We start from the raw sequence: 26,146 nt of genomic DNA, 5'->3' as shown, positions 1-26,146 counted from the left end.
CCGTGCCATATTCGCAATCCAATCAGTAATAGCGGAGGACTACTGACCGGAATCCCTGGGTCGGCCCAGGCGGTTTGTGGCGGCGAGTCGCAGAATCTCCTCCTTTACGTGCGCGGCTGGCAGCGAGTGCCGATCGGCGGCGCGGAATAGCGGCGCCGATCAGCTACGCGGACGCTACGCGACCGACTCCGCCGCGTCGCGCTTGGGCAACACCCAGCCGGGCCGCGCGAAGTGACAGGTGTAGCCGTTCGGGTAGTTCAGGAGGTAGTCCTGGTGCTCGGGCTCGGCCTCCCAGAAGGCGCCGAGCGGTTCGATCGTCGTGACGACCTTGCCGGGCCAGAGCCCGGAGGCGTCGACGTCGGCGATGGTGTCGCGCGCCGTCGCATCCTGTTCGGGGCTGGTCGGGAAGATCGCCGAACGGTAGCTCGAGCCGATGTCGTTGCCCTGGCGGTCGCGCGTCGATGGGTCGTGCACCTGAAAGAAGAACTCAAGCAGCTCGCGGTAGCTCGTCTGTGCCGGGTCGAAGACGATCTCGATCGCCTCGGCATGGCCATGGTGGTGACGGTAGGTGGCGTTCGGCACGTCACCGCCGGTGTAGCCCACGCGCGTCGAGAGCACGCCCGGGCGCTTGCGGATGAGATCCTGCATGCCCCAGAAACATCCGCCGGCGAGGATTGCGGTTTCGGTCACTGTGCTCATGATTCGTTCTCCTTGGGAAAAAGTGGGGCGGAGGTGGGTGGTGTGGGGGAGTCGGATGAGGGGCTGTCGGGTGCGGTGCCGCCCGACGTTGAGATTCCCGACGTTGAGTCTCCGGATGCGGCGGCACCGGTTGCCGACGCAGCCGCCGGGAACATGGAACGGTACCGGCCGTAACCATCTTCCTCCAGCTGGGCCACTGGCACGAAACGCAATGCTGCGGAGTTCATGCAGTAACGCAGCCCGCCGGCATCCGCTGGGCCGTCGTCGAAAACGTGGCCGAGATGACTGTCGGCACCGGAGGAGCGCACCTCGGTGCGCTTCATGAACAGCGCGCGATCGGTTTTCTCGGTGACGGCATCCGTCTCGATCGGCTTGGTGAAGCTCGGCCAGCCCGAGCGGCTGTCGTACTTATCGGTTGAGGCGAACAAGGGCTGCCCCGACACGACATCCACATAGATGCCGGGTTCGTGGTTGTTCCAATACTCGTTGCGAAAGGCCGGCTCGGTGCCCTCCTTTTGAGTCACCCGGTACTGGTCGGGGGTGAGGCGAGCAAGCGCCTCGGGAGTCTTGCGGTACTCGTTTGACACGTCATTCCTCCTTCTCGGCGTCGCTGGCTGCGGCGCCCGGTGACACCTACTGTTCGGAGTCACTGGAGAGAACGGATGGGAGGCAGAGGCTGTTCCCGAAAGGCTGGGAGGCAGCTGTGGGTTTGAGTAGCTGTGGGTTTGAGTAGCTGTGGGCTTGAGCAGCTGTGGCTTTAGACCGGCCGGCTCTGCTTGCCGTCGAGCCAGAGTGTGTCGGACTCGTCGCTGTGCGCCGTGCCGGTTGCCACGTGCTTGGCGTCGATCTTCTCGCCCTTCTTGATCACGTGCACCAGCGCCATGGCATGACCCCGGCCCAAATCGTAGTCCGCCTTCAGCCAATCGACGATCACCCCGGCTTTCGTGTCGGGGTCGTCGAAACCCTTCTCCTGAGCGAGGGCGATGAACTGGCGCGGCGTCAGTCCGGTCTTCTCTTCGATGTTGTCGAGGTACGCCTGGAATGACATCGCTGCTCCATTACATTGGTGTGTTGGTGGTTGCGATGATAGCGAATCCGGGCGTTCCGGTGGCCGCGAAAACCGCGCTACGGGATGTCGGGGCTCGCCAACTGGATGGTGATCACCGGTGCCTTCGGGTCGTTCGTGTCGGCGCCGACGATGACAAACCACGAGGTGGCCGCATCGGTTCCGCTGTAGAGCGCGTTGAGCGTGGTGCCGGCGTTCGTTGAGGAGTCGCGGCTGATCCAACCCGACGACACGAGCGACGCGGCCATGTTCGTGGCGGTGGCCGTCGCATCCGTCGTCGCTGTCGTGGTGATGGTGCGGATGACGCCGAAATAGGGTGAGGCGCCCGCACCCTTGTCGACCAGCTGGGTGTGGTCGTCGACGTGAACGATGGCGTCGGCGGGGATGAGTGCCTGAATGGCGTCGGCCAGGCGCACCGTCTCGGTGGCCGCTGAGGCGTCGGTGAGCGGGTCGGGCACGATCGGAGTGAGCGCGGTGGGCGTGACGGCGGCCGTCGGGGCAGCGGATGCCGGTGCCGACGACGTGGGGGCGGCGGTCGGCTTCGGAGAACTCGACGCACCCGTGCCGCCCCCGGCCGTGCAGCCGGTGAGGGCAAGCGTGCAGGCCAGCGCGAGCGCGACGATCGGAGTTCTCATGCTGAAAAGTCTAGGCGTGGCATCCGAGCGACGCGGCGGCCAGGTGCCTCAGACTGCGAGAGCAGGCGGGTCGCAGGCGGGTCGCAGGTGCGCCGTTTGCGCAACTCAGGCCGGGAAATGAGCCAGGTACGTGCTGAACGCGAGCACCACGCATCCGCCGATCACGATCGCGAACAACGCCAGCCACACCGGCGACGGCACGCCGGTGCGGCGGTACAACAGGTAGGCGTCGGAGGTGGGCAGCCGGTCGCGGCGGCGCAGATGCACGCCGATGACGGTGAGGAGTCCGCGCACCGAGCCCACGAGCAGCGCAGTGCCGAGCACCAGCAGCGCGTAGCTCTGCACGTTCGGCGTCGCGTAGAACCAGAGCAGGGCGCTCGCCGCCGCGGCGGCAAGCACCACCAGGACTCCGAACAGGTTGCGGATCACCAGCACGGTCAACACCAGCATCGCCCCGCCGAGAAAGAGGGCGATCGCGGTGTACCCGGTGAAGACGCTCCAGAGTTGCGCTGCGCCGACGAGCGCCGGTGCCGGGTAGCCGAGCATGCCGCTGACGACGATGCCGAACGTGCCGCGCCCGCTGCTGAGGGCGTCGCCGGAATGGTTGCTGCGGATACGGATGCCGTGCACCGCTCGGCCGGTGAGAAGCGCGGCGACCGCGTGGCCGAGTTCGTGCACCAGCGTGGTGAACAGGCCGAACCACTGCCAGGTGACGCGGGGGATGCTGAGGGCGGCGGCGATCGCGAGGATGCCAAGGAGCGCGGCGGGAGTGATCTCGACCGGGGCGGTGGGGGCGAAGAGCGCCGGCCAGTCGAAAGAGGAGAGTGAAATGTCGATGCTTCCATTTTGCTGCACCGGGCCGCAGCTGGCGTGCGTGGAACGGGGCTCGGCGGCAACTCGCAGCTCACCGATAGTGTGAGGGGAGAAGCCACACGACTCGGCGTCGTCCGGCGACACCAGACATCCACGCATTCGAGGAGCACCATGCCCACCACCGTTAAAGGCGTCATCGCCCGCTCGAAAGGTGCGCCGGTAGAACTGGTCGACATCGTCATCCCCGATCCCGGCCCCGGTGAAGTCATCGTCGACATTGACACCTGCGGCGTCTGCCACACCGACTTCCACTACAAGGAGGGCGGTATCAACGACGAATTCCCCTTCTTGCTCGGCCATGAAGCCGCCGGACGCGTCAGCGTCATCGGCGACGGCGTCACCCACGTCGCCGTCGGCGACTTCGTGGTGCTCAACTGGCGCGCCGTCTGCGGTGACTGCCGCGCCTGCAAGCGTGCCGAACCCTGGTACTGCTTCAGCACCTTCAATGCCAGTCAAAAGATGACCCTCACCGATGGCACAGAGCTCAGTCCGGCCCTCGGCATCGGCGCCTTCGCTGAGAAGACCCTCGTGCATGCCAAGCAGTGCACCCGGGTAAATCCGGATGCCGACCCCGCGGCCGTCGGACTCCTCGGCTGCGGCATCATGGCCGGCATCGGCGCCGCCATGAACACGGGCAACGTCAGCCGCGGCGACTCGGTCGCCGTGATCGGCTGCGGAGGTGTCGGCAACGCCGCGATTGTGGGATCACGCCTGGCTGGCGCATCCGTCATCATCGCCATCGACCGCGACGCCAAGAAGCTCGTCAAGGCGCAGCAGCTCGGGGCCACGCACGCCATTGATTCGTCGGACCTCGACGAGGCCGGCGTGGTCGCAGCGGTGCAGGCACTGACTGGCGGCTTCGGCGCCGACGTCGTCATCGATGCGGTCGGCCGCCCCGAAACCTGGCGGCAGGCGTTCTACGCCCGCGACCTCGCCGGAACCGTGGTGCTCGTCGGCGTGCCCACCCCTGAAATGATGCTCGAAATTCCGCTGCTCGATGTCTTCGGGCGGGGCGGCTCGCTGAAGTCGAGCTGGTACGGCGACTGCCTGCCCGAGCGCGACTTCCCGATGCTGACCGAGCTCTACCTGCAGGGTCGGCTGCCGCTCGATGAGTTCGTGAGCGAGAAGATCGGCATCACTGAGATCGACGCGGCCTTCGAGAAAATGGCGCGCGGCGACGTGCTGCGTTCGGTAGTGGTGCTCTGATGTCCGCCATGGCAGCACGTATTGACCACCTCGTCACCGTCGGAACTTTCAGCCTCGACGGTGGCACCTGGGATCTCGACAACAACGTCTGGATCATCGGCGACGACACCGAATGCGTCGTCATCGACGCCGCCCACGATGCCGACGCCATCCTGAAAGCCGTCGGCGATCGCACGCTGCTGGCCATCCTCTGCACCCACGCGCACAACGATCACATCGGCGCTGCTGGTCGCGTGCGTGCGGCAACGGATGCCCCGGTCTGGTTGCATTCCGCCGACACCATGCTCTGGGACATGGTCTATCCGGCGGGTGCGGCGGGTGCGGCGGGTGCGGCTGATCCGGGTGATGCGCCGGTTTCGAACCGACCGAGCGCTCCGCTGACCGACGGCCAGCGCATCTCGGTTGCCGGAATCGAACTCGAGGTGTTGCACACGCCCGGGCACTCCCCGGGATCGGTTTGCTTCTTTGCGCCGGCTCTCGGAACGGTCTTCACCGGGGACACCCTGTTTCACGGCGGGCCGGGGGCGACGGGTCGGTCGTTTAGCGACTTCCCAACCATCATCTACTCGATCACCACCAGGCTGCTGACTCTGCCGGCCGACACCGTGGTGCGCACCGGGCACGGCCAGAACACGCTGATCGGAGACGAGGCGCCGCAGCGCGAGGAGTGGATCGCCCGCGGGCACTGACCTGGCCAACCTCGCGGGGATCAGTCGAGGTCAGCTGAGTTCTGGCCGCCTCGACCGCTTCGGCCACGGGGCGCGACCTGGCCGGCTACCTGGCCGGCTACCGGGGCGCTGCCGGGCCGCTGCCGGGAGGCTGCCGGGCCGCTTCCGGGCCGCTGCCGGGCCGCTGCCGGCAGGCCCGCTATCGGACCAGCTCGCTACCTGCTTCGAGCAACACCGGTTCGTTCGCATCTTCAAGACCGTCGACGTCGCATCTGCCCTCGCATCCGCCCTCGCTCGTCCGACGCGCATCACGCCGGCGCGCGACCTGGGAGAGCACGGCATCGACGAGGAGCCCGAGCGCGAATGCAATGACGATCGCGGCCACGGCACCGAGCACGGGATTGTGCTTCAGCCAGGTGCCGGCCAGCACTCCGATGAACACGGTGCAGAGCGACCAGCCGAGCGCCGACAGCGAGGCCAGCGGAAGGTAGCGGCGCAGCGGAAACCCGGTGGCGCCCGCGGTCATGTTCACGACGACGCGTCCGATCGGCACGTAGCGGGCGGTGAGCAGAAGCGTTGCAGCTCGGCGATCGAGGGCGGTGCGCGCCCGACTGACGCCGGCGCTGATGCGCGGGCGGCGCATCCACTGGAAGCGATCGAGCCCGATGCGGCGCCCGATCAAGTAGGCGATCGAGTCGCCGATCACGGCGCCAACGGCGGTGACCAGCACGAGCAGGATCAGGTTGGGGGCGTTCGTCGAGATCGCGAGGGCGCCGAGGGCGACGACGATCGATTCGCTGGGGACGGGCGGGAAGAATCCGTCGATGATCACGACGAGGAGAACGATCAGATAGACCCACGGTGACGCGGCCAGGGCGAGCACGAACTCGCTGAGTGACTCTAGAAGGGGCATACGTTCAGCGTATGAAACGGGCCATGCGCAGCGCGTCGGTCTGAGGTGTCATCCTGGTGAACGGTATGTCCACCCGGAGGATGAGGTTCGGTTCCTGACTTCGGAGATTGTGGCCAATCGTGGTCACCCAAAGCCCGATTTCGCCCCTATTCTCCACAATGTCCGAACTTGCGAACGGGAGCCGTGCGCGACGCTACTGGGCGACCTCGGCTGGAGCCGAGAAAGTGACGCAAACTCGGAGATTCTGCGACACACCGCGCAAACCTGGCCAGATTGCCCGGCGTGTCGCCGAATCTCCTCCTTTACGTTCGCAAGAGAGGGGTCCAGCCGAAGAATCGAGCTGGCCGCCGAAGTATCGGCGGCCAGCTCGGGCATTCAGCGTGTCAGCGGGTGCGCGCGGCGCGGGTGTGCGGTTTACCCGTTCGGCAGAATCACCGCACGGCCCGAGATCGTTCCGGCGTGCAGACGCTCGTACGCGGTGGGCGCATCGGCGAGCGAGAACGTCTCAACCTCGACCTCGATCTGACCGCGACGGGCCATGTCGAGTACCTCGATCAGTTCGCTGCGGCTGCCCCAATAGGGGGCGCGCACGGCAGCGTCGTACGCGATGACCCCAAAACCGACGGGAAGCGATCCGCCGCCGATCCCGACGATCGTCACGTCTCCTTCGGCTGCCACCGCGGCGCCCGCGATGTTGACGGTCGGCTGGATGCCGACAAAGTCGAAGACGGCGTTCGCACCGAGCCCGCCGGTGAGCTCTTTGATTGTGGCGACGGCATCCGCATCGCTCAGGATGGCGTGATGCGCGCCGACCTTGCGCGCCAGGGCGAGCTTCTCGTCGTTCACGTCGAGGGCGATGATGGTCGCTCCCGAGAGAGCGCGCAGAATCTGGATGCCGACGTGGCCGAGGCCGCCGGTTCCGATCACGACGGCGGTGGTGCCGGCGCCGAGTTTCGGCAGGGACTTCTTGATGGCGTGATAGGGGGTGAGCCCGGCATCGGTCAGTGACACGTTCTTGACCGGGTCGAGGGCACCCAGCGGGACCAGGTGTCGCGGGTCATCGATCAGCATGTATTCGGCCATCGCGCCGGGGGCGCCGAGTCCGGGAGGGGCGATTCCCTCGGTGGCGGCATTGCTGCAGTAGTTCTCTTTGCCGGCCGCGCAGTTGTGGCACCGGCCGCAGCCCCACGGTCCGTAGACGGCGACTGAATCGCCGACTTTGAACTGAGTGACGCCCGCGCCGAGCTCATGCACGATGCCGGCGCCTTCGTGGCCGAGGGTGAGCGGCAGACCAAAGGTGTAGGCCTCTTCGGGCAGGCTCATCACGAACTCGTCGGAGTGGCAGACGCCGGCTGCCGTGACCTTGAGGAGAACTTGGCCGGGGCCGACCTCGGGAATCGGAATCTCAACGACCTCGGGACGTGACCCGATTGTGCGGTACTGCAATGCCTTCATGGTGATGTTCGCCAATCCCGAACGGCTCGAAGTCCTCGGTAGTGGGTGGGCCGTCCGTCTTCCTCGAGGCTAGTCGCCGACCGTGTGTCAGTGGTCAGAACTAGCGTGACATGTATCTACTCATAGACGCTCGTGCCAGAGAACATGGAGAAGATCATGAAGGTATTGGTGGCAACGGGCCTGACCCAGGGCGAACGGCCCGACGACTTCAACAACTGCGTTGATGGCGAGCTGGTCTGGATGCGGGAGGCCTGCCCTGAGGGACGAAGTAAGCAGCGAAAGAGGTGCGTGTGCAGGCGAGCATTTCTGGGAATGAGTTCGCTGAAGGATACGACGACCGTACTCGTGCGCGATGTTCCTGGTTTGACCCGGAACGAGTTCGACATGGCGCTGCGAGCATGTTTTGGTGCCGCCGGATGGTGCTCCTGCTGCACAACCCAGTCGGTCGAGGAATTCGTCGAAGAGGTTCTTCTCCCCGCCCGACTTTTCCCAGAGGGGGCGGTGCTGGAACGTCGCCGTGACGGGTTGTGGTTGCGGGCGCAGCTTGAAATCGCATCGCTGAGCGAGCCTGATCCGACTTTCTGAACTGAGACGGAAGGGCCCCAAGAGTCAGCGGTCGGGTTGAGCTGAGTCGAGAACAGAGGTGAGGAGAGAAGTGACGGCGCGGCTTACGCAGTTCGACTGCGTTCTGTGTCCGGCTCATCCGGCCGTAGTCACTGGCGGCTAAGCAACCCCGTGCGCCCCGGGTTCTTCTCGAACCAGTCGCTGACATACCAGCAGGAGGGTAGGACGCGATAGGGCGTTGTGGCTTCGATGTCGTTGACAGCGAATTCGACGAGCTCGCCGGCGTAGCCGTGTCCGCGCATCGGCGGTTGCGTGAATGTGCGGGTGAGCGCGATCGCGTTGCCACTCACCGCGTAGTCGACGATGCATGCCAGCTGGCCGTCGATGCGCATGGCGTAGCGGCGGGCATCCGGTTCGTGAACGAATTCGTGGGCCATCGTTCCAGCGTAGTCATCGCTGTGTGCAACGCGCTGAGCTGCGCAGCACACGCCGAGGTCGACGACGTACCCAAAAATGTCCTCCCATCACAGTCAATTCCCAGGTAGGTTCTTAGACGCACCGTGACGGGTGCCTTGCAACGACCTTGCACGACATCTGCACGACACCCGGGGGGATCATCGAGCTCCTCCTTGTCGACCGAACCAATGGAGCGAACATGACCGATTACAACACCCAGACTGCGACCCCCGGCTACGCCGCACAGCCCGTCTCCCAGAAGTCCTTCGTAGCAACCTGGCTCCTGGCCATGCTGCTCGGCGGCTTCGGCATCGACCGGTTCTACCTCGGCAAGATCGGAACCGGCATCCTCAAGCTGATCACGCTCGGCGGATTCGGCATCTGGGTTCTGATCGACCTGATCATGGTTCTGGCCGGCGCGACCCGCGACAAGCAGGGTCTGCCGCTGTCGGGCTACGCGGCCAACAAGAAGGTCGCGATCATCGTGACCATCGTGCTCTACGTGCTGGGCGCCATCAGCGGCGCGGCCAACACCGCCACGCAGCTGGCCAACCTGAGCGCCTAGTTCAACAACTGAAAAGGGCCGGGACGACAGCAGTCGTCCCGGCCCTTTTCAGTGCGGGCGTTGCTGCCCTCGACGAGGTGCAGGGAGAACACGCGAGGTGGCCTCGTACCTGCACCGGTGTCGGAGCGCTCTTCGAGCCGCCGTCGGTGGTCACAGCTACGCTCGAATCACCAACCGAAAGTGGGCCCGATGTTCTTGCTCGATGGCAGCGTGGTCACCAGCGCCAGCGACCTCTCCGCGGCATCCGCCTGCGAGTTCGCGTTTCTCCGCAAGCTTGACGCGAAGCTCGGGCACAAAGAAGCCGAACCCGATCCGGTCGACGCCATGCTCGACCGCACCGCCCGACTGGGCGACGCCCATGAGCTGCGCGTGCTCGAACGCTACCGGGCCGCGCTCGGTGCCGGCGTCGTCGAAATTGCCCGCCCCGAACAACTGGACCGCGACGGCATCGAGGCGGTCGCCGTCGATACTGCCCAGGCGTTCGCCTCCGGCGCCGAACTCGTCTTTCAGGCCACCTTCTTCGACGACGGCTTCGGCTCTACCGGCGGTTCCGACAGCCCCATCGCCTTCATCGGATTCGCCGACTTCATCGTGCGCCAACCCGATGGCAGCTACCTGATCCAAGACACCAAGCTCGCCCGCCGCGCCAAGGTCACGGCCCTGCTGCAACTGGCGGCCTACGCCGACCAGCTCGAACTGATCGGTGTGCGCCCGGCCGACACCGTCGAGCTGCTGCTCGGCGACGGGGGAGTGAGTGTGCACCGGCTCGCCGACATCCGCCCGGTCTACCGTCGGCGCAAGCAACGCCTGCTTCAGCTGATCGGTGAGCGTCTCGCCGACGAGAACCCGGTGGCCTGGGGTGATCCGCGCTACGCGGTGTGCGGGCGCTGCGCGACCTGCGAGGCCGAGGTGCAGCAGCACCGCGACCTGCTGCTCGTGGCCGGTCTGCGGTTGACCCAGCGTGCGCGGCTGGCCCAGGCGGGCATCCGAACGATCGACGAGCTCGCGACATCTGCGCACCTCGCCTCGGGCGGCGACGTGGAGGGAATCGCCGAGAGCACCCTGCACGCGTTGCGCACCCAGGCGCAGCTGCAGATCAACGCCGTGCCCGGCGAGGCGCCGCCGATCGAGGTCTACAACGCGTCGGCGCTCGCCGCGCTGCCCACGCCCAACCCGGGCGACATCTTCTTCGACTTCGAGGGCGACCCGCTCTACACCGAGGGATCCGCCCGGCAATGGGGGCTGGACTACCTGTTCGGGCTGGTCGAACCCGACGCAACTTTCCGCACCTTCTGGGCGCACACCTTCGCCGAGGAACGCCAAGCGCTCCGCGACTTTCTCGACTATCTACGGGCTCGACGGGCCGAGTTTCCGGGCATGCACATCTACCACTACGCGGCCTACGAGCGCACCCACCTGCTCAGCATCGCCGCCCGGCACGGCGTCGGCGAAGACGAGATCGACCAGCTGCTGCGCGACAGCGCCCTGGTCGACCTCTACCCTCTGGTGCGCAAGGCGCTGCGGGTGGGGTCACGCTCCTACTCGATCAAGAAGCTTGAGCCGCTCTATATGGGCGACGAACTGCGCGGCGGCGAGGTCACCAATGCGGCCGACTCAATCACCGAGTACGCCGACGCCCGCGAGCTCGCTGTGCAGGGCGAGACCGTCGAAGCGCAACGGATGCTCGACTCGATTGCCGACTACAACCGGTACGACTGTGTGTCCACGTTGCGCCTGCGCGACTGGTTGCTCGAGCAGGCCGCGGCCGGCGGCATCCCGGTCGGGTTGCATGACACGACCGACGACGAGCCGGGGGAGCTGCCGCCCTCGCCGCTGCGGGACGGGCTCATGGCGCTCGCCGGAGACCCGCTCGACCCGGATCGCACCGCAGACCAGACGGCCGCCGCCTTCGCCGCCGCGGCCCTCGACTACCACCAGCGCGAGCAGAAGAGCTTCTGGTGGGGCCACTTCGCCCGCCTCGATCAGCCGATCGACGAGTGGGAAGACACCCGCGACGTGCTGCGCATCACCGATGCCCGTCTCGAACAGGACTGGTACCGCGAGGGCCGCCAGCGCACCGACCGCCGCACCATCCGGGTCTGGGGTCGCCTCGCGCCGGGTAGCAGCATCAAGCCGGGCGATCAGGCCGGTCCCTACTTGCTCTACGACTACCCCGGCCCCTACCTCGACCCGCGCGCGTCGCCCGGCGCGCGCTCGGCCCGCACCGTGAAGGTGCTCGAGGTCGGTTGGGACGGCAGCTATCTGCTCGAAGAGACGCTGCCGAAGGATGCCGCCCAGCACGCTCAAAAACCTGTCGCGTTGGCTCCCTCGGCGCCACCGCCCGCCGGCCAGCAGAAGCCCGCAATCGAAGAGTGGGCCCAAGCGATCGTCGACGCCCAGCCGGAGTGGCCGGCCGAACCGATGGTCGACATCTTGCGCCGGGTGCCCCCGCGCACCCGTTCGGGGGCGCTGGCTCCGGCCCCGCACGACCCCGCCGGCAACGAGCGGATCGACGCCGTCGTGGCGAGTCTGCTCGACCTCGATCGGTCCTATGTCGCCGTGCAAGGGCCGCCCGGCACCGGCAAGAGCTATCTCGGCGCCCACGTGATCACCGCCCTGGTGCAGCAGCACGGCTGGAAGATCGGCGTCGTCGCCCAGTCGCACGCCGTCGTCGAGAACCTGCTCGCGGCCATCGTGAAGGCCGGGCTCGACATCGAACTGGTCGGCAAGGTCGCAAAGACCGGTACGGCGGTTGCAAGATCATCCGGGACGGCCGGCGGGAGCGCATCCGGTGCATCGGGTGCCTCAGGTTTGGGCTCCAGTTCCGGCTCGGGCTCCGGCTCGGGATCTGGCTCTGGTTTGGGCTCGGTTGGCGACCGCAACGACGACACCGACCTCGACGCCGAAGCTTCGCCGTTCACGGTGCTGGCCCCGAACGGCCAACTGCTTTTCAGCCTCGACAATGCCCACTCCGGGTTTGTGCTCGGCGGCACGGCCTGGGATTTCAGCAACCCCGCGCGGGTGCCGAGGCAGAGCCTCGACCTGCTCGTCGTCGACGAGGCCGGCCAGTTCTCACTCGCCTCGACCATCGCGGCCAGCGTCGCGGCCGAGCGGCTGCTGCTGCTCGGCGACCCGCAACAACTCCCGCAGGTGAGCCAGGGCACCCACCCGGAGCCAATCGACCAATCGGCGCTCGGCTGGGTCAGCGCCGGGCACGATGTGCTCCCGGCGTCGCTCGGCTACTTTCTCGCCGAGAGCCGACGGATGCACCCGGCCGTCACGGCGCCCGTCTCGCGTCTGTCCTATGAGGGCGAGCTGCATTCGCACCCCACCGCGGTGTTGCGTCATCTTGACGGCGTCGAGCCCGGCCTGCACATCGTCCCGGTGCAGCACATCGGCAACTCAGTGGAGTCGCCGGAGGAGGCGGCCGCTGTGGTCGCCCTCGTCGAGTCTCTGCTCGGCACGCCGTGGACCGATCCGCACGACCACCGTGCCGCCGACCCGCTCGATCAGGCCGACATCATCGTTGTCACGCCGTACAACGCCCAACTGAACACGGTGCGGGACGCCCTCGCGGCAGCCGGGTTCGGGGCGGTGCGGGTGGGAACCGTCGACAAGTTCCAGGGGCAGGAGGCGGCGATTGCGATCGTGAGCCTCGCGGCATCCTCGGCCGACGATGTGCCGCGTGGCCTCGGCTTCTTGATCATGAAGAACCGGCTCAACGTGGCGATTTCGCGCGCCAAGTGGGCGGCCTACCTGGTCTACTCGCCGGCGCTCACCGACGGCCTGCCGGTGACGCCCGACGGGGTGGCGGAGCTGAGTGCGTTCATCACGCTGGTCGAATCGGGGGTGTAGCTCCATCGTTGATCGAGGAGCAGCCGACGCAGGAGGCCGCATCTATTAGGTATATGGGCCATTTCGTTGGTCGAGGAGCACGCGACGAAGGAGCGCGCGACGAAGGAGCGCGCATCTCGAGACCCGGCGAGCCGATCTCTTGACGTGGGTTGCGTTCGATCATCGACTTGCGGGGTCTCGAGACACTCGCTGGCGCTCGTTCCTCGACCAGCGAACGGGCAATTCGCACGCTTTTCTCAGCGTGAAATCCTCTGACGGTAAACGGACACCCCAAATCACGCGTAACGTTAACAGGTGGATTTCATATCTTGGACTTCGAGATCACTGGAGCCACGCCCAGGAGAGGCACTACCGTGAGCGACGAATGTATCCATGGCTTTGACGACGGACTGTGTGCCAGTTGTTTTCCCCAAGCTGCACCTGACGTAGCGCGTGTGGTTTCGAACCCTTCGCAGCGCGCCAGCAAGGCACGCGAGAAGGTGGCGCCGACCACTTTGCGTTCCGCACCGGTCGCACCCAAGGGTGGCGCACTGAAGCCCACCGTGTCATTGCGTTCCGCCCCGGTGAAGGTTGGCGATCAGCGCATCTACCACCTCACCCACATCAAGAATCTGGCCGGCATCCTCGAGAGCGGCACCCTGCACGCCGACGCGAGCGAAGCCTGGGACGAGTCCCGCCCCGCCTTCGACATGTCGTCGGAGGGCAACCGTGAATGGCGCCGCACCACCCGCGTCGCCGGCGACGACACCGAGAGCATTGCCAGCTATGTGCCCTTCTTCCTCTCGCCTGATGCGAGCGTGTGGGAGAGCATCCGTTCGCACGCGCTCGACCCGCGCCTCACCCCGAAGGCGACGAACTCGACGCCGGCTGACTTCGTCATTCTGGTCAGTGCCGTCAAGAACGCCACCGAGTTGCACCCGGCCGACGTTGCCGAGAACGATGCGGCGATCGTCGTGACGGATGCCGACGCTGCGCTTGAGCGCACACGCTTCGGTGAGACGCGCGACTCGGCTTTGCGTCTGCTGCACCACGTGCGTCAGAACGCCGATGCCGGCGCGCTGCTCGAGGCGGAGTTCTTGGTTCGCACCGAGTTCCCGTTTGAGCAGATCGTGCTGATCGGCGTCTCGAACGACCGTGTGCGGGATGCCGTCAAGGCCATCCTCAAGCCGTCGGGCTACCGCACCAAGGTCGCGGTCTACCCGCCGTGGTTCTTGCCGTCAGAAGAGTCTGCGCTCGAGGCGTAACCCTCTTAACCCCTCCGTTGCCCTCTCCGTTGGTCGAGGAACGAGCGAGAGTCAGCGAGCCCGTGTCTATTAGGTATGTGGCCTATTCGTTGATCGAGGAGCGCGCGAGCTTGCGAGCACGCGTCTCGAGATCTCGCGAGCCAATCCTTGAACTCGGGTTGCGTTCAAATGTCGGCTCACGGGGTCTCGAGACGGCCGCGGGCGGCCTCCTCGACCAACGAAATGGTCAAATTCGTCCACCACAATGCCGCGCAGCGGCCCTACAGCTCGAGACCTCGCGAGCCAGCCTTCAGACGCGGCCTCGCACCGCGCGGGTCGAAAACCGCCACGCCCAGTGAACTCAACGGGCGTCACGGTTTTCAGCCCGCGCGGTGTTCTTTTTCCGTTGGTTGGGCTTGTCGAGACCTCCGCCGGCCGGTTCTCAGACGCGTCCAGGCGTGCAGGGGTCGGCTCGCGTGATCTCGACAGGTTCGTGATCTCGTCAGGTTCGATGAACCGACGGCAGGGGTGCCTTTTTCGCTTATGAACTTCAGGCTCATATGACTCTGAAGTTCATTAGCGAAAATGCGGCCCCCAGATTCGCGTCAGCGTTTGGAGTCGGCCAGACGGACAGCCAACCGGACGGCCAGACGCTAACGCGGCGGCAACACCGTCAGCACCCGCAGGATGTATTGGTGAAACTCCGCCATGTACGCGCGCAGAAACTCCTCGGTTCCTTCATTCGTGACTCTGCCGTCATCCGCAATCAGACCAGGCGTCATGTGGATGTAGGCCTCTGGAGCCGTCATCTGCGGTGCGTTGCTGAACGAGAGAGTGCCGCGCAAACTCTGCTGGGCCAGCGCCGTGCCGATTGCTCCGGATGATGCACCGATCACTCCAGACGGCTTGCCGGTCAAAGCGTTCGACCCCCACGGGCGGCTCGCCCAGTCCAGTGCGTTCTTCAATGCGCCCGGCACCGACCGGTTGTACTCCGGGGTCACGAACAGCAGCGCGTCGGCGGCATTGATCTGCGCTTTGAACTCCCGCGCCACTGGCGGATAGTCAGCGTCGAGGTCACGGTTGTAAAGCGGCAGATCCTTGATCACGATCTCGGTGAATTGCAGGTCGGCCGGTGCGAGTCGAATCAGCGCTTTCGACAGCGTGCGATTGATCGAATGCGCCGAGAGACTACCGATGAAATAGCCGACGGTGTACGGCGGTTCATGTTCGAAAATGGTGGGCATAGCGAGCTCCTGACTTGATCGACGTCTCGAGCGAGACGAGACCCGGTGGCCCGGTCCCGACCAGTTATGGAGCTAGTCGTGGCCAGGCCACCGGTGTGGTTATGACGGAAAACGCACCATCGCGGCCACCCCGCCACCGCCCGGAACGTCATCCTGCCTGACGGCAAACACCTTCGCGCCGCTGAGCAGAGCCCGGCGCACAATCTCATCGACGACGCCGTAGTTGATGGCGTCGTCTTCATCGTCGAAGGTGATCGCCCCGCTCGTTTCGTCGATTGAGCCGCTCACGGAGTGGTCCATGTCGAAGAGCAGCGTGTCGATGGCGTTGCCGGTTGCCGCTCGGGCGATGTCGGTTAGATCGGTGACCGCCCGGCCGTGCGCGGCATTGGTTCCGAAGCGTTCCTTGATGTCATCGAGTTCCGCCGCATAGAGGGCGTCGAGAATCGGTCGCGCGGCGGCGGCAAGCTGCTCGTCGGAGCGCTCCTCCGGGTTGCCGGAGATCACGGCCTCGGTCAGCCGCGGATGCGTCGACACCGACCGGTAGATGCTGACCAGCGGCTCGGCGCCGGCCAGAATCATCGGCCGGCTGGTGCCCAACGCCGTCGGGCGCACGGCCTTGACGATCGCCTGCGCATATTCCCGCATCCGCACCTTGTGACCTTCGTCACCCTGCACTCGGCCGCCGCGGTTGTTGCTTTCGGCACTGCGCCCCCTGACGGATTCCAGACCGACCGCGTCAGCGACATCCTCTGGCAGATCTTCAATGTCGAGCCGGTTCGCCGCCTGGTCGGCAGAAATCTCGATCAAGCGCACCGAGTTCTGGGCGAGGGCCAACACGAGGGCGGCCTGCGGAAATGTCACTGCGCGCAGCAGCGGCTTGATGTAGAAGCGGTCAGACACTTCGACGGCCGAGACGAGAACGCTCGGCAGACGGTAGCTGGTGCGGCTGGTCGCGGTGACGAAAACAGCGAGGCTGGTCGACTGGTAGCGCCAGAAGTCGCGGTCACCGATGAGCTCTTCGACCGACTCGGTGATCGCCGAGACGAGGGCGGCTGGCGTGTCGACGGCGACGAGCTGGTCAACGGCGGTGCGCAGCAGATTCTTCAGCAAGATCTTGGCCTGGTCGGCTTCGGCTGGAAGGTTGCCGGCTGGGAGATAGATCGAAACGCACCCTGGTTCCCGGGTGGTTGCGAGAGCTTCCACATCGAGTCGGTTCGGGATATCAGTGTGCAGCATATGGATCTCCTTTGACGCAATGAGAGCCAGCGGCGAGGCTTTCCGCTGGGTCTTCCTCGTCACGAACTCGACCGTGGCGCCAGTCTACTTTCGGTACGGTGCGCCTGAACAGGGCCGGTTTACTCGCTGAGCAGTCCGCGGATGTCGTCGGCCGACAACGCGTCACTGAACGCGGCGTCATCGTCCATCACCGCGGTGAAAAGCTTCGCTTTTTTCTGCTTGAGTGCCATCACCTTTTCTTCGATGGTGCCGGTGGCGACCATCCGGTAGACCATCACGTTCTTGGTCTGGCCGATGCGATGGGTGCGGTCGATGGCCTGCGCTTCGCTCGCCGGGTTCCACCACGGGTCGAGCAAAAAGACATAGTCTGCCTCGGTGAGATTGAGGCCGAAACCGCCGGCCTTGAGGCTGATCAGAAACACCGGAGCTGCTCCGGTTTTGAACCGGTCGATCACCTCCGAGCGGTGCAGAGTCGACCCGTCGAGGTAGCAATACGGGGTTCCCTGTGCGTCAAGACGCGCGGCCGCTTTCTTCAGAAACGACGTGAACTGACTGAAGATGAGTGCCCGGTGGCCCTCGGCGACAACATCCTCCAACTGTTCGAACAGGGCGTCGAGTTTGCTGCTGGGCACCGCCGCATACGCCGGGTCGACCAGGGAAGCATCGAGGCTGAGCAGCCGCAGCAGCGTCAACGACCGGAACACGATGAACCGGTTCGTGTCGAGGTCTTCGAGCAGTCCGAGGAGCTTCTGCCGTTCCCGCTGCAAAAACGTGTCGTACAGCTTGCGGTGCTCGGGGTTCAAATCGATCTGCAGGGTTTGCTCCTGCTTCGCCGGCAGGTCGCGGGCGACGAGTTCTTTGGTGCGACGCATCAGAAACGGGCGGATGCGTCGGCGCAGTCGGGCAAGTCGCACCGGGTTGGTGCTCAACTCGATCTGGCGCACGTAGTCTTCGGCGAATTTGCGGGCCGACGGGAACAACCCGGGCGCGACGATGGCGAAGAGCGCGTGGAGTTCGAGCAGGTTGTTCTCCATCGGCGTTCCTGTGATCGCCAGTTTGAAGGGGGTGTCGAGTTCACGTGCCGCGATGTGCGCCTGACTGGTGTGATTCTTCACGAACTGCGCCTCGTCGAGGATCAGCCCGGCCCACGCCTCGGCCTGATAGGTCTCGGCGTCGAGACGGAACAATGTGTACGACGTGATGATCACGTCGGCCCCGGCGGCGACATCCGCCAAGCTCTCGCTGCGCGTCGCCTCGGTCGTGCTGATCGCGCGCACGACGAGGCCCGGGGTGAAGCGCGCGGCCTCAGAGACCCAGTTCGATACGACGGAGGTGGGTGCGACGACGAGGAACGGAGCTGCTCCCGCCGTTGGTCGAGGAGGCCCGCCAGGGCCGTCTCGCGACCCGGTGACCTGGTCCGCGTCCGTACCCCGCGCATCCGCCACCCCCGCCCGCGCATGCTCCATCAACGCCAGCGCCTGCAAGGTCTTGCCGAGCCCCATGTCATCGGCGAGCACACCGCCGAGCTGGTGCTGCCAGAGAAACGCGAGCCAGTTGAAACCCTCGGCCTGGTACGGCCGCAGCGTCGCGTGCACGCCGGTCGGCAGCGGGGTGACCGGCACCTCGGTCAGATCGCGCAGGCCAGACACCGTCGTGCGCCAGGCCACCGCTTCGTCGGTCTCGTCGGCGAGATCCTCGAAGTCGGCCCAGAGTCCGGCCTGGTAGCGGCTGATGCGCAGGCCCGTCTCCCACTCCTGCAGCGTCTTCGCTTCTTCGATCAGCTCGCGCAGCTGCTCAAACTGAGGCTGCAGCAGCGACATATACGAGTTGTCGACGAGCAGCAACTTCTTCTGCCCCTTCGCCAACGCCTTGTAGAGCGGCCCGAACGGAATGCTCCGCCCCTCAACCTGCACCAGCACACCGAGGTCGAACCAGTCACGCTGATCGGTCTCGATCGTGGTGAAGGTGAGCTGGGGCGTGTCGGTCAGCTCGAGATACTCGGGTTGGCTGCCGACGATGTCGACGCGAACACCCCTCAGGCGCGCCAGCGCCGGCAGGGCGCGCGAGCTGAACTCGGCGGCGTCGATGCCGGTCAGGCTGTGGCGGGGTTCAAATGCGGCGGGCCCAGCGACGGGCCCAGCGGCGGGCCCAGCGGCGGGCCCAGCGGCGGGGGAAGCCTGTGCGGGGAACAGGACCGCAGCGACCGGTACGAGCACTCCAACGGCACGAGCAACGATCACGTTCTCCGTGTCACGATTGCGCTCGATTGTCGGTTCTGCAGTGCTTATCGATTCGGTGTGTGATGACTCATCGAGTGGAACCCTCGTGACCAGCGATCCGTGGCGATACTCCCACGCCCAGTCGAGCTGCAGAGTGTGCCTCGGCCGATAGCTGGCCGTGAGCACCAGAACCGGCGGGAGCGCCGCCGGAAACCGTACAGAGGCATCCGAACTGGTGATGCGCACGAGCCGGCTGAGTTCCGGAAAATGGTCGCTCATGAATTCGTCAACATCACCGGCCGGAACGTGCACCGTCGCCGCCTGCCCGAGCAGACCCCGTTGAGCCTCAGTGAGCGGCAGGCCGGTCGGGGCGAGCGTGAACACGGTGGGGGAGACCGGTGCGTATCCGTAGAGTCCGTGGTCACCGATCGGGGCGGTGAACTCCGGCGGATACGCGGTGCCGTCGATGGTCAGGATCGTGCTGACCCGCAGGCCGGAGATCGGCCGGTTGGCGTCGCGGGGAGTGTTCGCAGACGTTGCACTGCTTCGACCGTCGGATGTCGCGTCCAGGCTGACCTCCGCCCGCCTGCCGATGCGCACCTCCGCGCCTTTCGAGGTGCCGACGAGGGCGATGCCGAGGCGCTCCGCCTCGTCGAACAGATTCCAGAGCAGCGGACTGGTGAACTCGTCGAGGTACAGCCAGTCGGTTTCCTGGCCGTAGTAGAGCGCCCGTACCGCGCGGTGCAGGGCGGCGAATTGGCCGAACCAGTCGTGATGGGTGGGGCTCAGATTGAGCCGGTTTCCCTGGTGCGACAGATTGGTCCAGCTGAGCGAACCCTTGACCCATTTGCCGGAGGTGCCGCGCATCACCGGCCGCACCCCGAGTCGGTAAGCGGCCCGCCCTGCGACCGGGTCGGTCACGGTGCGCGCCGACGGGCCGCTCCAGCGTTCGAGCGTGCGCGGCAGCTGCTCCCGCAGCTCGAACTGCAGAGCCATCGGGGCCGGCGGGGTGTCGCCTGGCGCGCTCGCCGGGGCGAGCGGTCGGGTGTATCCGAATTCGACGGATGGCGCGCTCGGGTTGGTCAGCGCGCTGACGGTCCGCTTCCACGCGCGATCGCCCCCGGAATCCGTGGGGGTCGCGGGCGTCGGCATCCGTCAATGTTCTCACCCTCCACTGACGCTCCACGTCGAAGCACCCGGGGCGCCGTGCTCCAATCGGCGCCCGACCCTGCCGCCGAACTGTGGCGAATGACCATTCCGCGCGCCGAAAATGGTCATTCGCCACTGCTCGACGAGGCAAGATCGTCGCGACGCTCGCTTCCGGCCCCACCGGACTGCCAACATGAACTCATGACGTATATCCCCGCCGACACTCGTTACGACTCCATGCCCTACCGCCGCAGCGGCCGGAGCGGGTTGAAACTGCCTGCGATCTCCCTCGGACTGTGGCAGAACTTCGGAGGCGACAAGCCACTCGACACCCAGCGGGCGATTCTGCGTCGCGCGTTCGACCTCGGCGTCACCCACTTCGACCTGGCCAACAACTACGGCCCGCCGTTCGGCAGCGCCGAGACCAATTTCGGCCAGATCCTGCGCGAGGACTTCTCCGCTCACCGCGACGAACTCATCATCTCCACCAAGGCCGGCTACGACATGTGGCCGGGTCCCTACGGCGAGTTCGGCTCCCGCAAATACCTGCTCGCCAGCCTCGACCAGTCACTCGACCGGATGGGCCTCGACTATGTCGACATCTTCTACTCCCACCGGGCCGACCCCGACACCCCGCTCGAAGAGACCATGGGCGCCCTGCACACCGCCGTCACCAGCGGGCGCGCGCTCTACGCCGGCATCTCCTCCTACTCGCCGGAGCTCACTCTCAGGGCCGCCCGCATCCTGGCCGACCTCGGCACACCCCTGCTGATCCACCAGCCGTCCTACTCGATGTTCAACCGCTGGGTCGAAGACGGCCTGCTCGACACCCTCGCCGAACTCGGCGTCGGCTGCATCCCCTTCTCGCCGCTGGCCCAGGGGCTGCTCACCGACCGCTACCTGCAGGGCGTGCCCGGCGACTCGCGCGTCGCCCAGCAGGGTTCGGCCAGCAGCGAGATGCTCACCGACAAGACGCTGGCCAGCATCCGTGCCCTCACCGAGATCGCGGATGCCCGCGGCCAGTCGCTCGCTCAGCTCGCGTTGGCGTGGGTGTTGCGCAATGACGTCGTGACCTCCGCTCTCGTCGGTGCGTCGTCGGTCGCCCAGCTCGAAACGAACCTCGGCGCGCTGAACAATCTCGCCTTTACCGCTGAAGAGCTGGCGGCAATCGACCTGCACGCCACCGACCAGGGCATCAACCTCTGGGCGCCGTCGAGTGCGGTGAAGTAGCCCTTTTCCGTCAGTGTTCCGACAGTTGAGACCAAGAGTCGCCCATTTTTGCTAGTGCACTGTGCCTATTCACTAGCAAAAGTGGGCGACTCTCGGGGAGACAGCGACAAGTGACGAATGTCGCAAACCGGGTGCGGTGATCCAAGAGTCGCCCATTCTTGCTAGTGCGCTGTGCCCATTCACTAGCAAGAATGGGCGACTCTCGTGCGCGCGGCGTATCTGGCGGGTGCGATTTCGAGAGGCTACTCGCCCCGCTCACCGCCCCGCTCACCGCCCCGCTCACCGCCCCGCTCACCGCTCGCGCGCGTGCGCTCAAACTGTCGCCTCCGCGTGCAGTGTCGCGACGATTTGAGCGCACGCGCGGAAGCGCACGCGCGGAAGCGCTCGCGCGGAAGTGCACGCGCGAATCGGCTACTAGGCGCGTCGCCCCTCGCCCGTCGGGTGCGCGCCCGCCGCGTCGATGATCCAGGCGTACTCGAACGCGCGCTCCCGCCACGCGTTGTACCGGCCAGACACCCCGCCATGCCCGGCGGACATCTCCGTCTTCAGCAAGACATCCGCGTTCACCTCGCGCAGCTTCGCCACCCACTTCGCCGGCTCGACGTAGAGCACACGCGTGTCGTTGAGGCTCGTCGTGGCGAGGATGCGTGGGTAGTGCTTGTCGCGCACGTTCTCCAACGGGGAGTACGACTTCATGTAGGCATACACCTCCGGATCGTGCAGCGGGTCGCCCCACTCGTCCCACTCGATCACGGTCAGCGGCAGCGACGGGTCGAGAATCGAGGTGAGCGGGTCGACGAACGGCACTCCGGCCAGGATGCCCGAGAACAGATGCGGGGTCATGTTCGCGACGGCGCCCACAAGCAGGCCGCCCGCGCTGCCGCCATCCGCCACGAGTCGGTCGGCCTCGGTGTACCCGGCATCGATGAGGTGCTCTGCGCAATCGGCGAAGTCGGTGAACGAGTTGCGCTTATGCAGCTTCTTGCCGCTCTCGTACCAGAGTCGGCCCATCTCGCCGCCACCGCGCACGTGTGCGACCGCGAAGATCATGCCGCGGTCGAGCAGGCTGAGCCGCGAGATGCCAAAGCCAGGGTCGACACTGTGCTCGTAGGCGCCGTAGCCGTAGAGCAGCGTCGGTGCCGGCACGCCGGGGGTGACAAGATCGCGTCGGTAGACGAGGGAGATCGGGATGCGGGTGCCGTCGGTCGCGGTCGCCCACTCGCGACGCTGCTCGAACAGGGTCGGGTCGTACCCGCCGAGCACGGGTTGCTGCTTGCGCAGCCGGCGCTCGCCGGTGGCGACGACCACGTCGTAGACCGTCGACGGGGTGACAAAGCTCGTGTAGTTCAACCGGATCGTCGGCTGCTCCCACTCGGGATTGCCCATGGTGCCGACCGAATACAGCTTCTCGTCGAACTTCAGCTCGGTCAGACCGATCTTCTTCTGGTCGTCGCGCCGGGCGATCGCCACCCGGGTGAGCCCCTCCGAGCGGTACTCGACGACGCAGAAGTCACGAAAAGCATCGACGCTCTCGAGCCTGACCGCCGGGTTGTGCGGCAGCATGATGAGCGCGTCGCCCTGGGGGTCGGCGGCTGCGACACTGACGAGCTCGAAGTTCACCGCATTGTGGTTGTGCACGATCAGCAGGCGATCCTCGCCGCCGATCACCGCATGCTCAACGTCATACTCGACGCCCTCGCGACGCGGCCAGACCACGGCGAACTCGCCGGTCGGGTCATCGGATGCGAGCAGGCGCGTTTCACTCGTCACGCTCGACCCGGCCTCGATCACCAGGTAGGCGCGGCTACGGGTGCGACCGACGCCGACCCAGAACCGTTCGTCGGGCTCATGAAAGACCGAGACATCGCTCTCGCGCGGGGTGCCGATCTCGTGGCGCCACACGGTGTCGGGCCGCCACGCCTCATCGACCGTCGTGTAGAAGACGTAGGTGCCACTCCGGTCGAACATTGCCCCGGCCGCCGTGCCCGGGATCTCGTCGCTGAGATTGTCGGTCGACAGATCGACGGTCTCGTCATCGTCATCGGCAACGCTGGCCGGGCGACGGATGCGTGTGGGGTCGATGTCACGGATGCGCAGCGTGTAGCGCTCATCGCCTTCCGTATCGACGCCGTAGAGCAGCAGGCCGCCGTCGGAGCTCAGGTCGAAGCTGCCGAGGGAGTAGAAGTCGTGGGCGGCAGCTTCGGCGTTGTCATCGAGCAACACCTGCTCGCCGGGAACCGTCGGCACCTCGTCGGTCTGACCATGCACCGTCGCGCCGTTTGTGGGGGAGACCACGGGCGGATCCCAGTCGTCTGGCCCGTCGATCGGCGCCCGGCAGTGAATGCCGTATTCGAGACCCTCGACCGTGCGGGTGTAGTACCACCACTTTCCACGCCGCACCGGAACACTGAGGTCGGTCTCCTGGGTGCGGTCGGTGATCTCCTCGAAGATCTGCTCCTGCAGCAGTGTGAGGTGCTCGGTGCGGGCATCCGTGTAGGCGTTCTCGGCTTCGAGGTGGCTGATCACCTCTGGACTCTCCTTGTCGCGCAGCCACTCGTAGTTGTCGACGTAGACGTCGTTGTGGTGAACCCGTTCCACGGGCTTCTGTGCTGCGACCGGAGGAATGATCATGTCAATCAGCGTACTTCTCAGCCGCCTCGTGTGGGCCGCCGAGTGGGAACTGAGAGAGGCTCGGTTTATGTGTCGTTGTGTGACGTTGCCGAGTGAATGTTCAGCTTCGAAAACCTACACTCGACGTTATTGGTTTTGAGAAATCGATGCTTTCAACACAGATTCCGGCGAATGATCGCCGGAGTAGACACCGGACAGGAGGTCAGGATGACCAATCTCACACCAGGAGTACGACAGGTCATGCAGTGCAACAGCAGCGCTGGCGAATCCTGCCTCAGCCACGGTGCCGGACACGCGGGAAACGACCTGCAGAACCGGGTGACCGCTGCCACGCCGAGCAAATGGCGCGACGGATTCGTCAGCCACCTCGGCACCGGCGGCTGGATCGGTGTTGAACTGCTCGGACGCTTCGATGCAACGGATGTCGATGCAACGGATGCTCATACAACGGATGCTCACGCACCGGATGCAGGCGCCCCGAGCATCGAAACGCTCTGGCTCTGGAACCACGCCGACCTGCGTGCGACGCTGACTCTCGGCGAACCCGTCGCGGTGCACGCGCTGTACCACGCGCTCGCCGTGGGCAGCGAGCGTTTCAACGTGGTGGTGGCGTCGCTCGACTAGAGAGCGACATCCGTTTCGTTAGCTCGTCGTTTCGTCAGTTCGTCAGTTCACGTTTCGTCAGTTCATTCGCGTTCGTCAGCTCGAGCTCATGCCCTCGTGGGCATCATCCCTGCCATCGCGTCCATCATCTTCTGGCAGCTTGCAGCCAGCTGACGGTTCACGTCGGCGCACATGCGTGCGTCGTCGCTCGTCTCGGCGTGCATCATGCACTCCTCGGCGCAGGCGTTGCTCATCGACATCGTCGCCTGGAGCGCCGTCATCATGCTCGGGGCGTGCATGCCAGACGGGCGCATCATCATCCGCATCATCGTGTTCGCCATGTCGGCTGAATTCATGCACATGCTGGTGCACTTCATCATCTCGTCGCCCATCATCGAGCTGGCGCACATTGTGCAGGCCTGCTCACAGGCGGAACAGGCCTCGATGCACTCCTGCATCAGTGCCATGTCCATGCCGGTCGCCGGCATTTCGGCGGCGTGCATCTCCATCATTTGCATTGCCATATTCATATCGGTGTCTCCCATTTTTGGTCTCGAGCACCGACGGCTGCCGACGCCCGGCCATGCGTTTTTACCTGCTTCGGATGGTACGCCGGGCAGCCGACAAAGTCAGCAGTCACGAGAGGGCCCGCGAACCGATACCCTGTAATTTGTGTCTACATCTTCTAATCCTTTTGGTCAGGTGCTCGTTGCTCTGGTGACTCCATTCACCGCCGACGGTGAAGTGAACTGGGCCGACGTCGAAAAACACATCGACGACGTCATCAACGCCGGCGCCGATGGCATCGTCGTCACCGGCACCACCGGTGAGACCTCGACACTGACTGACCCCGAGAAGATCCGCCTGGTCGAGGTGGGCAAGAGCGTCGCAGCCGGCCGCGCGAAGATCATCACCGGTGGCGGTTCCAACGAAACCGCCCACGCGATCGAGTTGGCCAAGCAGAGCGAGAAGGCCGGCGCCGACGGCAACATGATCGTCACGCCGTACTACAACAAGCCGACTCAGGCCGGTGTGCTCACTCACTTCCGGATGATCGCGGACGCGACTGACCTGCCGGTCATCCTGTACGACATCCCGGGTCGCACCGGCATCCCGATCAGCTACGAGACGATTCTGCGTGCAGCGAAGCACCCGAACATCCTCGCCATCAAAGATGCAAAGGGCGACCTGGCCCAGGTCAGCCGAGTGCTGAACCAGACCAGCCTGATGTACTTCTCCGGCGACGACCCCAACGTGCTGCCGCACCTGTCGATCGGCGCCACCGGCCTGATCGGCGTTACCGCGAACATCGCAGCCACCCCCTACCGTCAGATGGTCGACGCGGTCAACGCCGGCGACCTCAAGGCGGCCACCGCTGCCCACAAGCAGCTCGAACCGCTCGTGCGTGCCGTGATGACTCACGTGCCAGGCACCGTGGCGGCCAAATACATCCTGCACGGACTCGGACGCATCCAGAGCCCGCGCGTTCGTCTTCCGCTGGTCGGCCCCGAAGAGTGGGAAGCCGCACAGATCGAAGACGAGATCGACCTGGTGAAGAACATTCCCGGCGTCGACTTTTCAAACTTCCGGCCCGACCGCAACGCTGCCGCTGGCGGCGCGTTGCCGAAGGTGGCCGGCACCACACGCTGAACGCGC

Annotated in this window: 21 protein-coding genes and 1 pseudogene; 9 read left to right on the top strand and 13 right to left on the bottom strand. The window is 65.6% G+C overall.

Annotated elements, in window-relative coordinates; all coding sequences use genetic code 11:
- Positions 1 to 174: 174 nt before the first annotated feature.
- The 5 genes and pseudogenes from msrA to ABD791_RS17845 form a co-directional block, all read right to left on the bottom strand.
- Positions 175 to 699: a peptide-methionine (S)-S-oxide reductase MsrA gene (gene msrA / locus ABD791_RS17865; RefSeq protein ID WP_345069197.1), complete on the bottom strand. Its 525-nt coding sequence runs from the start codon at positions 697 to 699 to the stop codon at positions 175 to 177.
- Between the two features lie 143 nt (positions 700 to 842).
- Positions 843 to 1,286: pseudogene (gene msrB, locus ABD791_RS17860) on the bottom strand (peptide-methionine (R)-S-oxide reductase MsrB); the annotation flags it as partial.
- Positions 1,287 to 1,456: 170 nt separating this feature from the next.
- Complete coding sequence (locus ABD791_RS17855) at positions 1,457 to 1,747, bottom strand: DUF4287 domain-containing protein (protein WP_345069196.1); 291 nt, start codon at positions 1,745 to 1,747, stop codon at positions 1,457 to 1,459.
- A 77-nt stretch (positions 1,748 to 1,824) separates the two neighbouring features.
- Complete coding sequence (locus tag ABD791_RS17850; protein ID WP_345069194.1) at positions 1,825 to 2,400, bottom strand: hypothetical protein; 576 nt, start codon at positions 2,398 to 2,400, stop codon at positions 1,825 to 1,827.
- 105 nt (positions 2,401 to 2,505) lie between these two features.
- Positions 2,506 to 3,357: a M50 family metallopeptidase gene (locus ABD791_RS17845; protein WP_345069191.1), complete on the bottom strand. Its 852-nt coding sequence runs from the start codon at positions 3,355 to 3,357 to the stop codon at positions 2,506 to 2,508.
- Between the two features lie 27 nt (positions 3,358 to 3,384).
- Here ABD791_RS17845 and ABD791_RS17840 point away from each other — a divergent pair, with 27 nt between their 5' ends.
- Together ABD791_RS17840 and ABD791_RS17835 are read left to right on the top strand one after the other, a co-directional pair.
- Positions 3,385 to 4,479 (top strand): S-(hydroxymethyl)mycothiol dehydrogenase, encoded by a 1,095-nt coding sequence (locus ABD791_RS17840; protein ID WP_345069189.1) that lies wholly within the window; start codon positions 3,385 to 3,387, stop codon positions 4,477 to 4,479.
- Positions 4,479 to 5,168 (top strand): MBL fold metallo-hydrolase, encoded by a 690-nt coding sequence (locus ABD791_RS17835; protein ID WP_425562270.1) that lies wholly within the window; start codon positions 4,479 to 4,481, stop codon positions 5,166 to 5,168. The genes ABD791_RS17840 and ABD791_RS17835 overlap by 1 nt, the downstream gene beginning before the upstream one ends.
- Positions 5,169 to 5,346: 178 nt before the next feature.
- Here ABD791_RS17835 and ABD791_RS17830 read toward each other — a convergent pair whose 3' ends face one another.
- The gene (locus ABD791_RS17830; protein ID WP_345069185.1) at positions 5,347 to 6,060 is read right to left on the bottom strand and encodes a DedA family protein; all 714 of its coding nucleotides are present in this window, start codon (positions 6,058 to 6,060) and stop codon (positions 5,347 to 5,349) included.
- 414 nt (positions 6,061 to 6,474) lie between these two features.
- Positions 6,475 to 7,515, bottom strand: a complete 1,041-nt coding sequence (locus ABD791_RS17825; protein ID WP_345069182.1) for an NAD(P)-dependent alcohol dehydrogenase — start codon at positions 7,513 to 7,515, stop codon at positions 6,475 to 6,477.
- A gap of 144 nt (positions 7,516 to 7,659) precedes the next feature.
- Here ABD791_RS17825 and ABD791_RS17820 point away from each other — a divergent pair, with 144 nt between their 5' ends.
- On the top strand, positions 7,660 to 8,100 hold the full coding sequence (locus tag ABD791_RS17820) for a DUF7715 family protein (RefSeq protein ID WP_345069180.1): 441 nt from the start codon (positions 7,660 to 7,662) through the stop codon (positions 8,098 to 8,100).
- 128 nt (positions 8,101 to 8,228) lie between these two features.
- On the opposite strand, the gene ABD791_RS17815 is transcribed toward ABD791_RS17820, so the two are convergent.
- Positions 8,229 to 8,516, bottom strand: a complete 288-nt coding sequence (locus ABD791_RS17815) for a GNAT family N-acetyltransferase (RefSeq protein WP_345069178.1) — start codon at positions 8,514 to 8,516, stop codon at positions 8,229 to 8,231.
- 218 nt (positions 8,517 to 8,734) lie between these two features.
- Between ABD791_RS17815 and ABD791_RS17810 the strand changes: the two genes are divergently transcribed.
- The 3 genes from ABD791_RS17810 (at position 8,735) to ABD791_RS17800 (ending at position 14,199) form a co-directional block, all read left to right on the top strand.
- Positions 8,735 to 9,100 (top strand): TM2 domain-containing protein, encoded by a 366-nt coding sequence (locus tag ABD791_RS17810; protein WP_345069176.1) that lies wholly within the window; start codon positions 8,735 to 8,737, stop codon positions 9,098 to 9,100.
- 189 nt (positions 9,101 to 9,289) lie between these two features.
- The gene (locus tag ABD791_RS17805; protein WP_345069174.1) at positions 9,290 to 12,955 is read left to right on the top strand and encodes a TM0106 family RecB-like putative nuclease; all 3,666 of its coding nucleotides are present in this window, start codon (positions 9,290 to 9,292) and stop codon (positions 12,953 to 12,955) included.
- Positions 12,956 to 13,389: 434 nt separating this feature from the next.
- The gene (locus ABD791_RS17800; RefSeq protein WP_345069172.1) at positions 13,390 to 14,199 is read left to right on the top strand and encodes a DarT ssDNA thymidine ADP-ribosyltransferase family protein; all 810 of its coding nucleotides are present in this window, start codon (positions 13,390 to 13,392) and stop codon (positions 14,197 to 14,199) included.
- 632 nt (positions 14,200 to 14,831) lie between these two features.
- On the opposite strand, the gene ABD791_RS17795 is transcribed toward ABD791_RS17800, so the two are convergent.
- The 3 genes from ABD791_RS17795 to ABD791_RS17785 all read right to left on the bottom strand — a co-directional run bounded on the left by ABD791_RS17795 (position 14,832) and on the right by ABD791_RS17785 (position 20,029).
- Positions 14,832 to 15,422: an NADPH-dependent FMN reductase gene (locus tag ABD791_RS17795; protein ID WP_345069170.1), complete on the bottom strand. Its 591-nt coding sequence runs from the start codon at positions 15,420 to 15,422 to the stop codon at positions 14,832 to 14,834.
- A gap of 99 nt (positions 15,423 to 15,521) precedes the next feature.
- A complete protein-coding gene (locus ABD791_RS17790) occupies positions 15,522 to 16,658 on the bottom strand; it encodes a baeRF11 domain-containing protein (RefSeq protein WP_345069168.1) in 1,137 nt (378 codons plus the stop codon).
- 119 nt (positions 16,659 to 16,777) lie between these two features.
- Positions 16,778 to 20,029 (bottom strand): DEAD/DEAH box helicase, encoded by a 3,252-nt coding sequence (locus ABD791_RS17785; protein WP_345069166.1) that lies wholly within the window; start codon positions 20,027 to 20,029, stop codon positions 16,778 to 16,780.
- 198 nt (positions 20,030 to 20,227) lie between these two features.
- Here ABD791_RS17785 and mgrA point away from each other — a divergent pair, with 198 nt between their 5' ends.
- Positions 20,228 to 21,256, top strand: coding sequence for an L-glyceraldehyde 3-phosphate reductase (gene mgrA, locus ABD791_RS17780; RefSeq protein ID WP_345069164.1), 1,029 nt, complete (start codon positions 20,228 to 20,230; stop codon positions 21,254 to 21,256).
- Between the two features lie 414 nt (positions 21,257 to 21,670).
- Here the strand turns inward: mgrA and ABD791_RS17775 are convergent, their stop codons facing one another.
- Positions 21,671 to 23,887, bottom strand: coding sequence for a S9 family peptidase (locus ABD791_RS17775; protein ID WP_345069162.1), 2,217 nt, complete (start codon positions 23,885 to 23,887; stop codon positions 21,671 to 21,673).
- Positions 23,888 to 24,094: 207 nt separating this feature from the next.
- Between ABD791_RS17775 and ABD791_RS17770 the strand changes: the two genes are divergently transcribed.
- Complete coding sequence (locus tag ABD791_RS17770; protein ID WP_345069160.1) at positions 24,095 to 24,511, top strand: hypothetical protein; 417 nt, start codon at positions 24,095 to 24,097, stop codon at positions 24,509 to 24,511.
- 86 nt (positions 24,512 to 24,597) lie between these two features.
- On the opposite strand, the gene ABD791_RS17765 is transcribed toward ABD791_RS17770, so the two are convergent.
- Positions 24,598 to 25,035 (bottom strand): four-helix bundle copper-binding protein, encoded by a 438-nt coding sequence (locus ABD791_RS17765; protein WP_345069158.1) that lies wholly within the window; start codon positions 25,033 to 25,035, stop codon positions 24,598 to 24,600.
- Positions 25,036 to 25,162: 127 nt separating this feature from the next.
- Here ABD791_RS17765 and dapA point away from each other — a divergent pair, with 127 nt between their 5' ends.
- Positions 25,163 to 26,140 carry a 4-hydroxy-tetrahydrodipicolinate synthase gene (gene dapA / locus ABD791_RS17760; protein ID WP_345069157.1) on the top strand — a complete coding sequence of 326 codons (978 nt, stop codon included), beginning with the start codon at positions 25,163 to 25,165 and terminating at the stop codon, positions 26,138 to 26,140.
- Positions 26,141 to 26,146: the final 6 nt, after the last annotated feature.

Origin of the sequence: Glaciibacter kafniensis (assembly GCF_039538945.1) — a bacterium.
Taxonomy (GTDB): Bacteria; Actinomycetota; Actinomycetes; order Actinomycetales; family Microbacteriaceae; genus Cryobacterium; species Cryobacterium kafniensis.
This window is presented reverse-complemented; position numbering and strand designations above follow the sequence as displayed.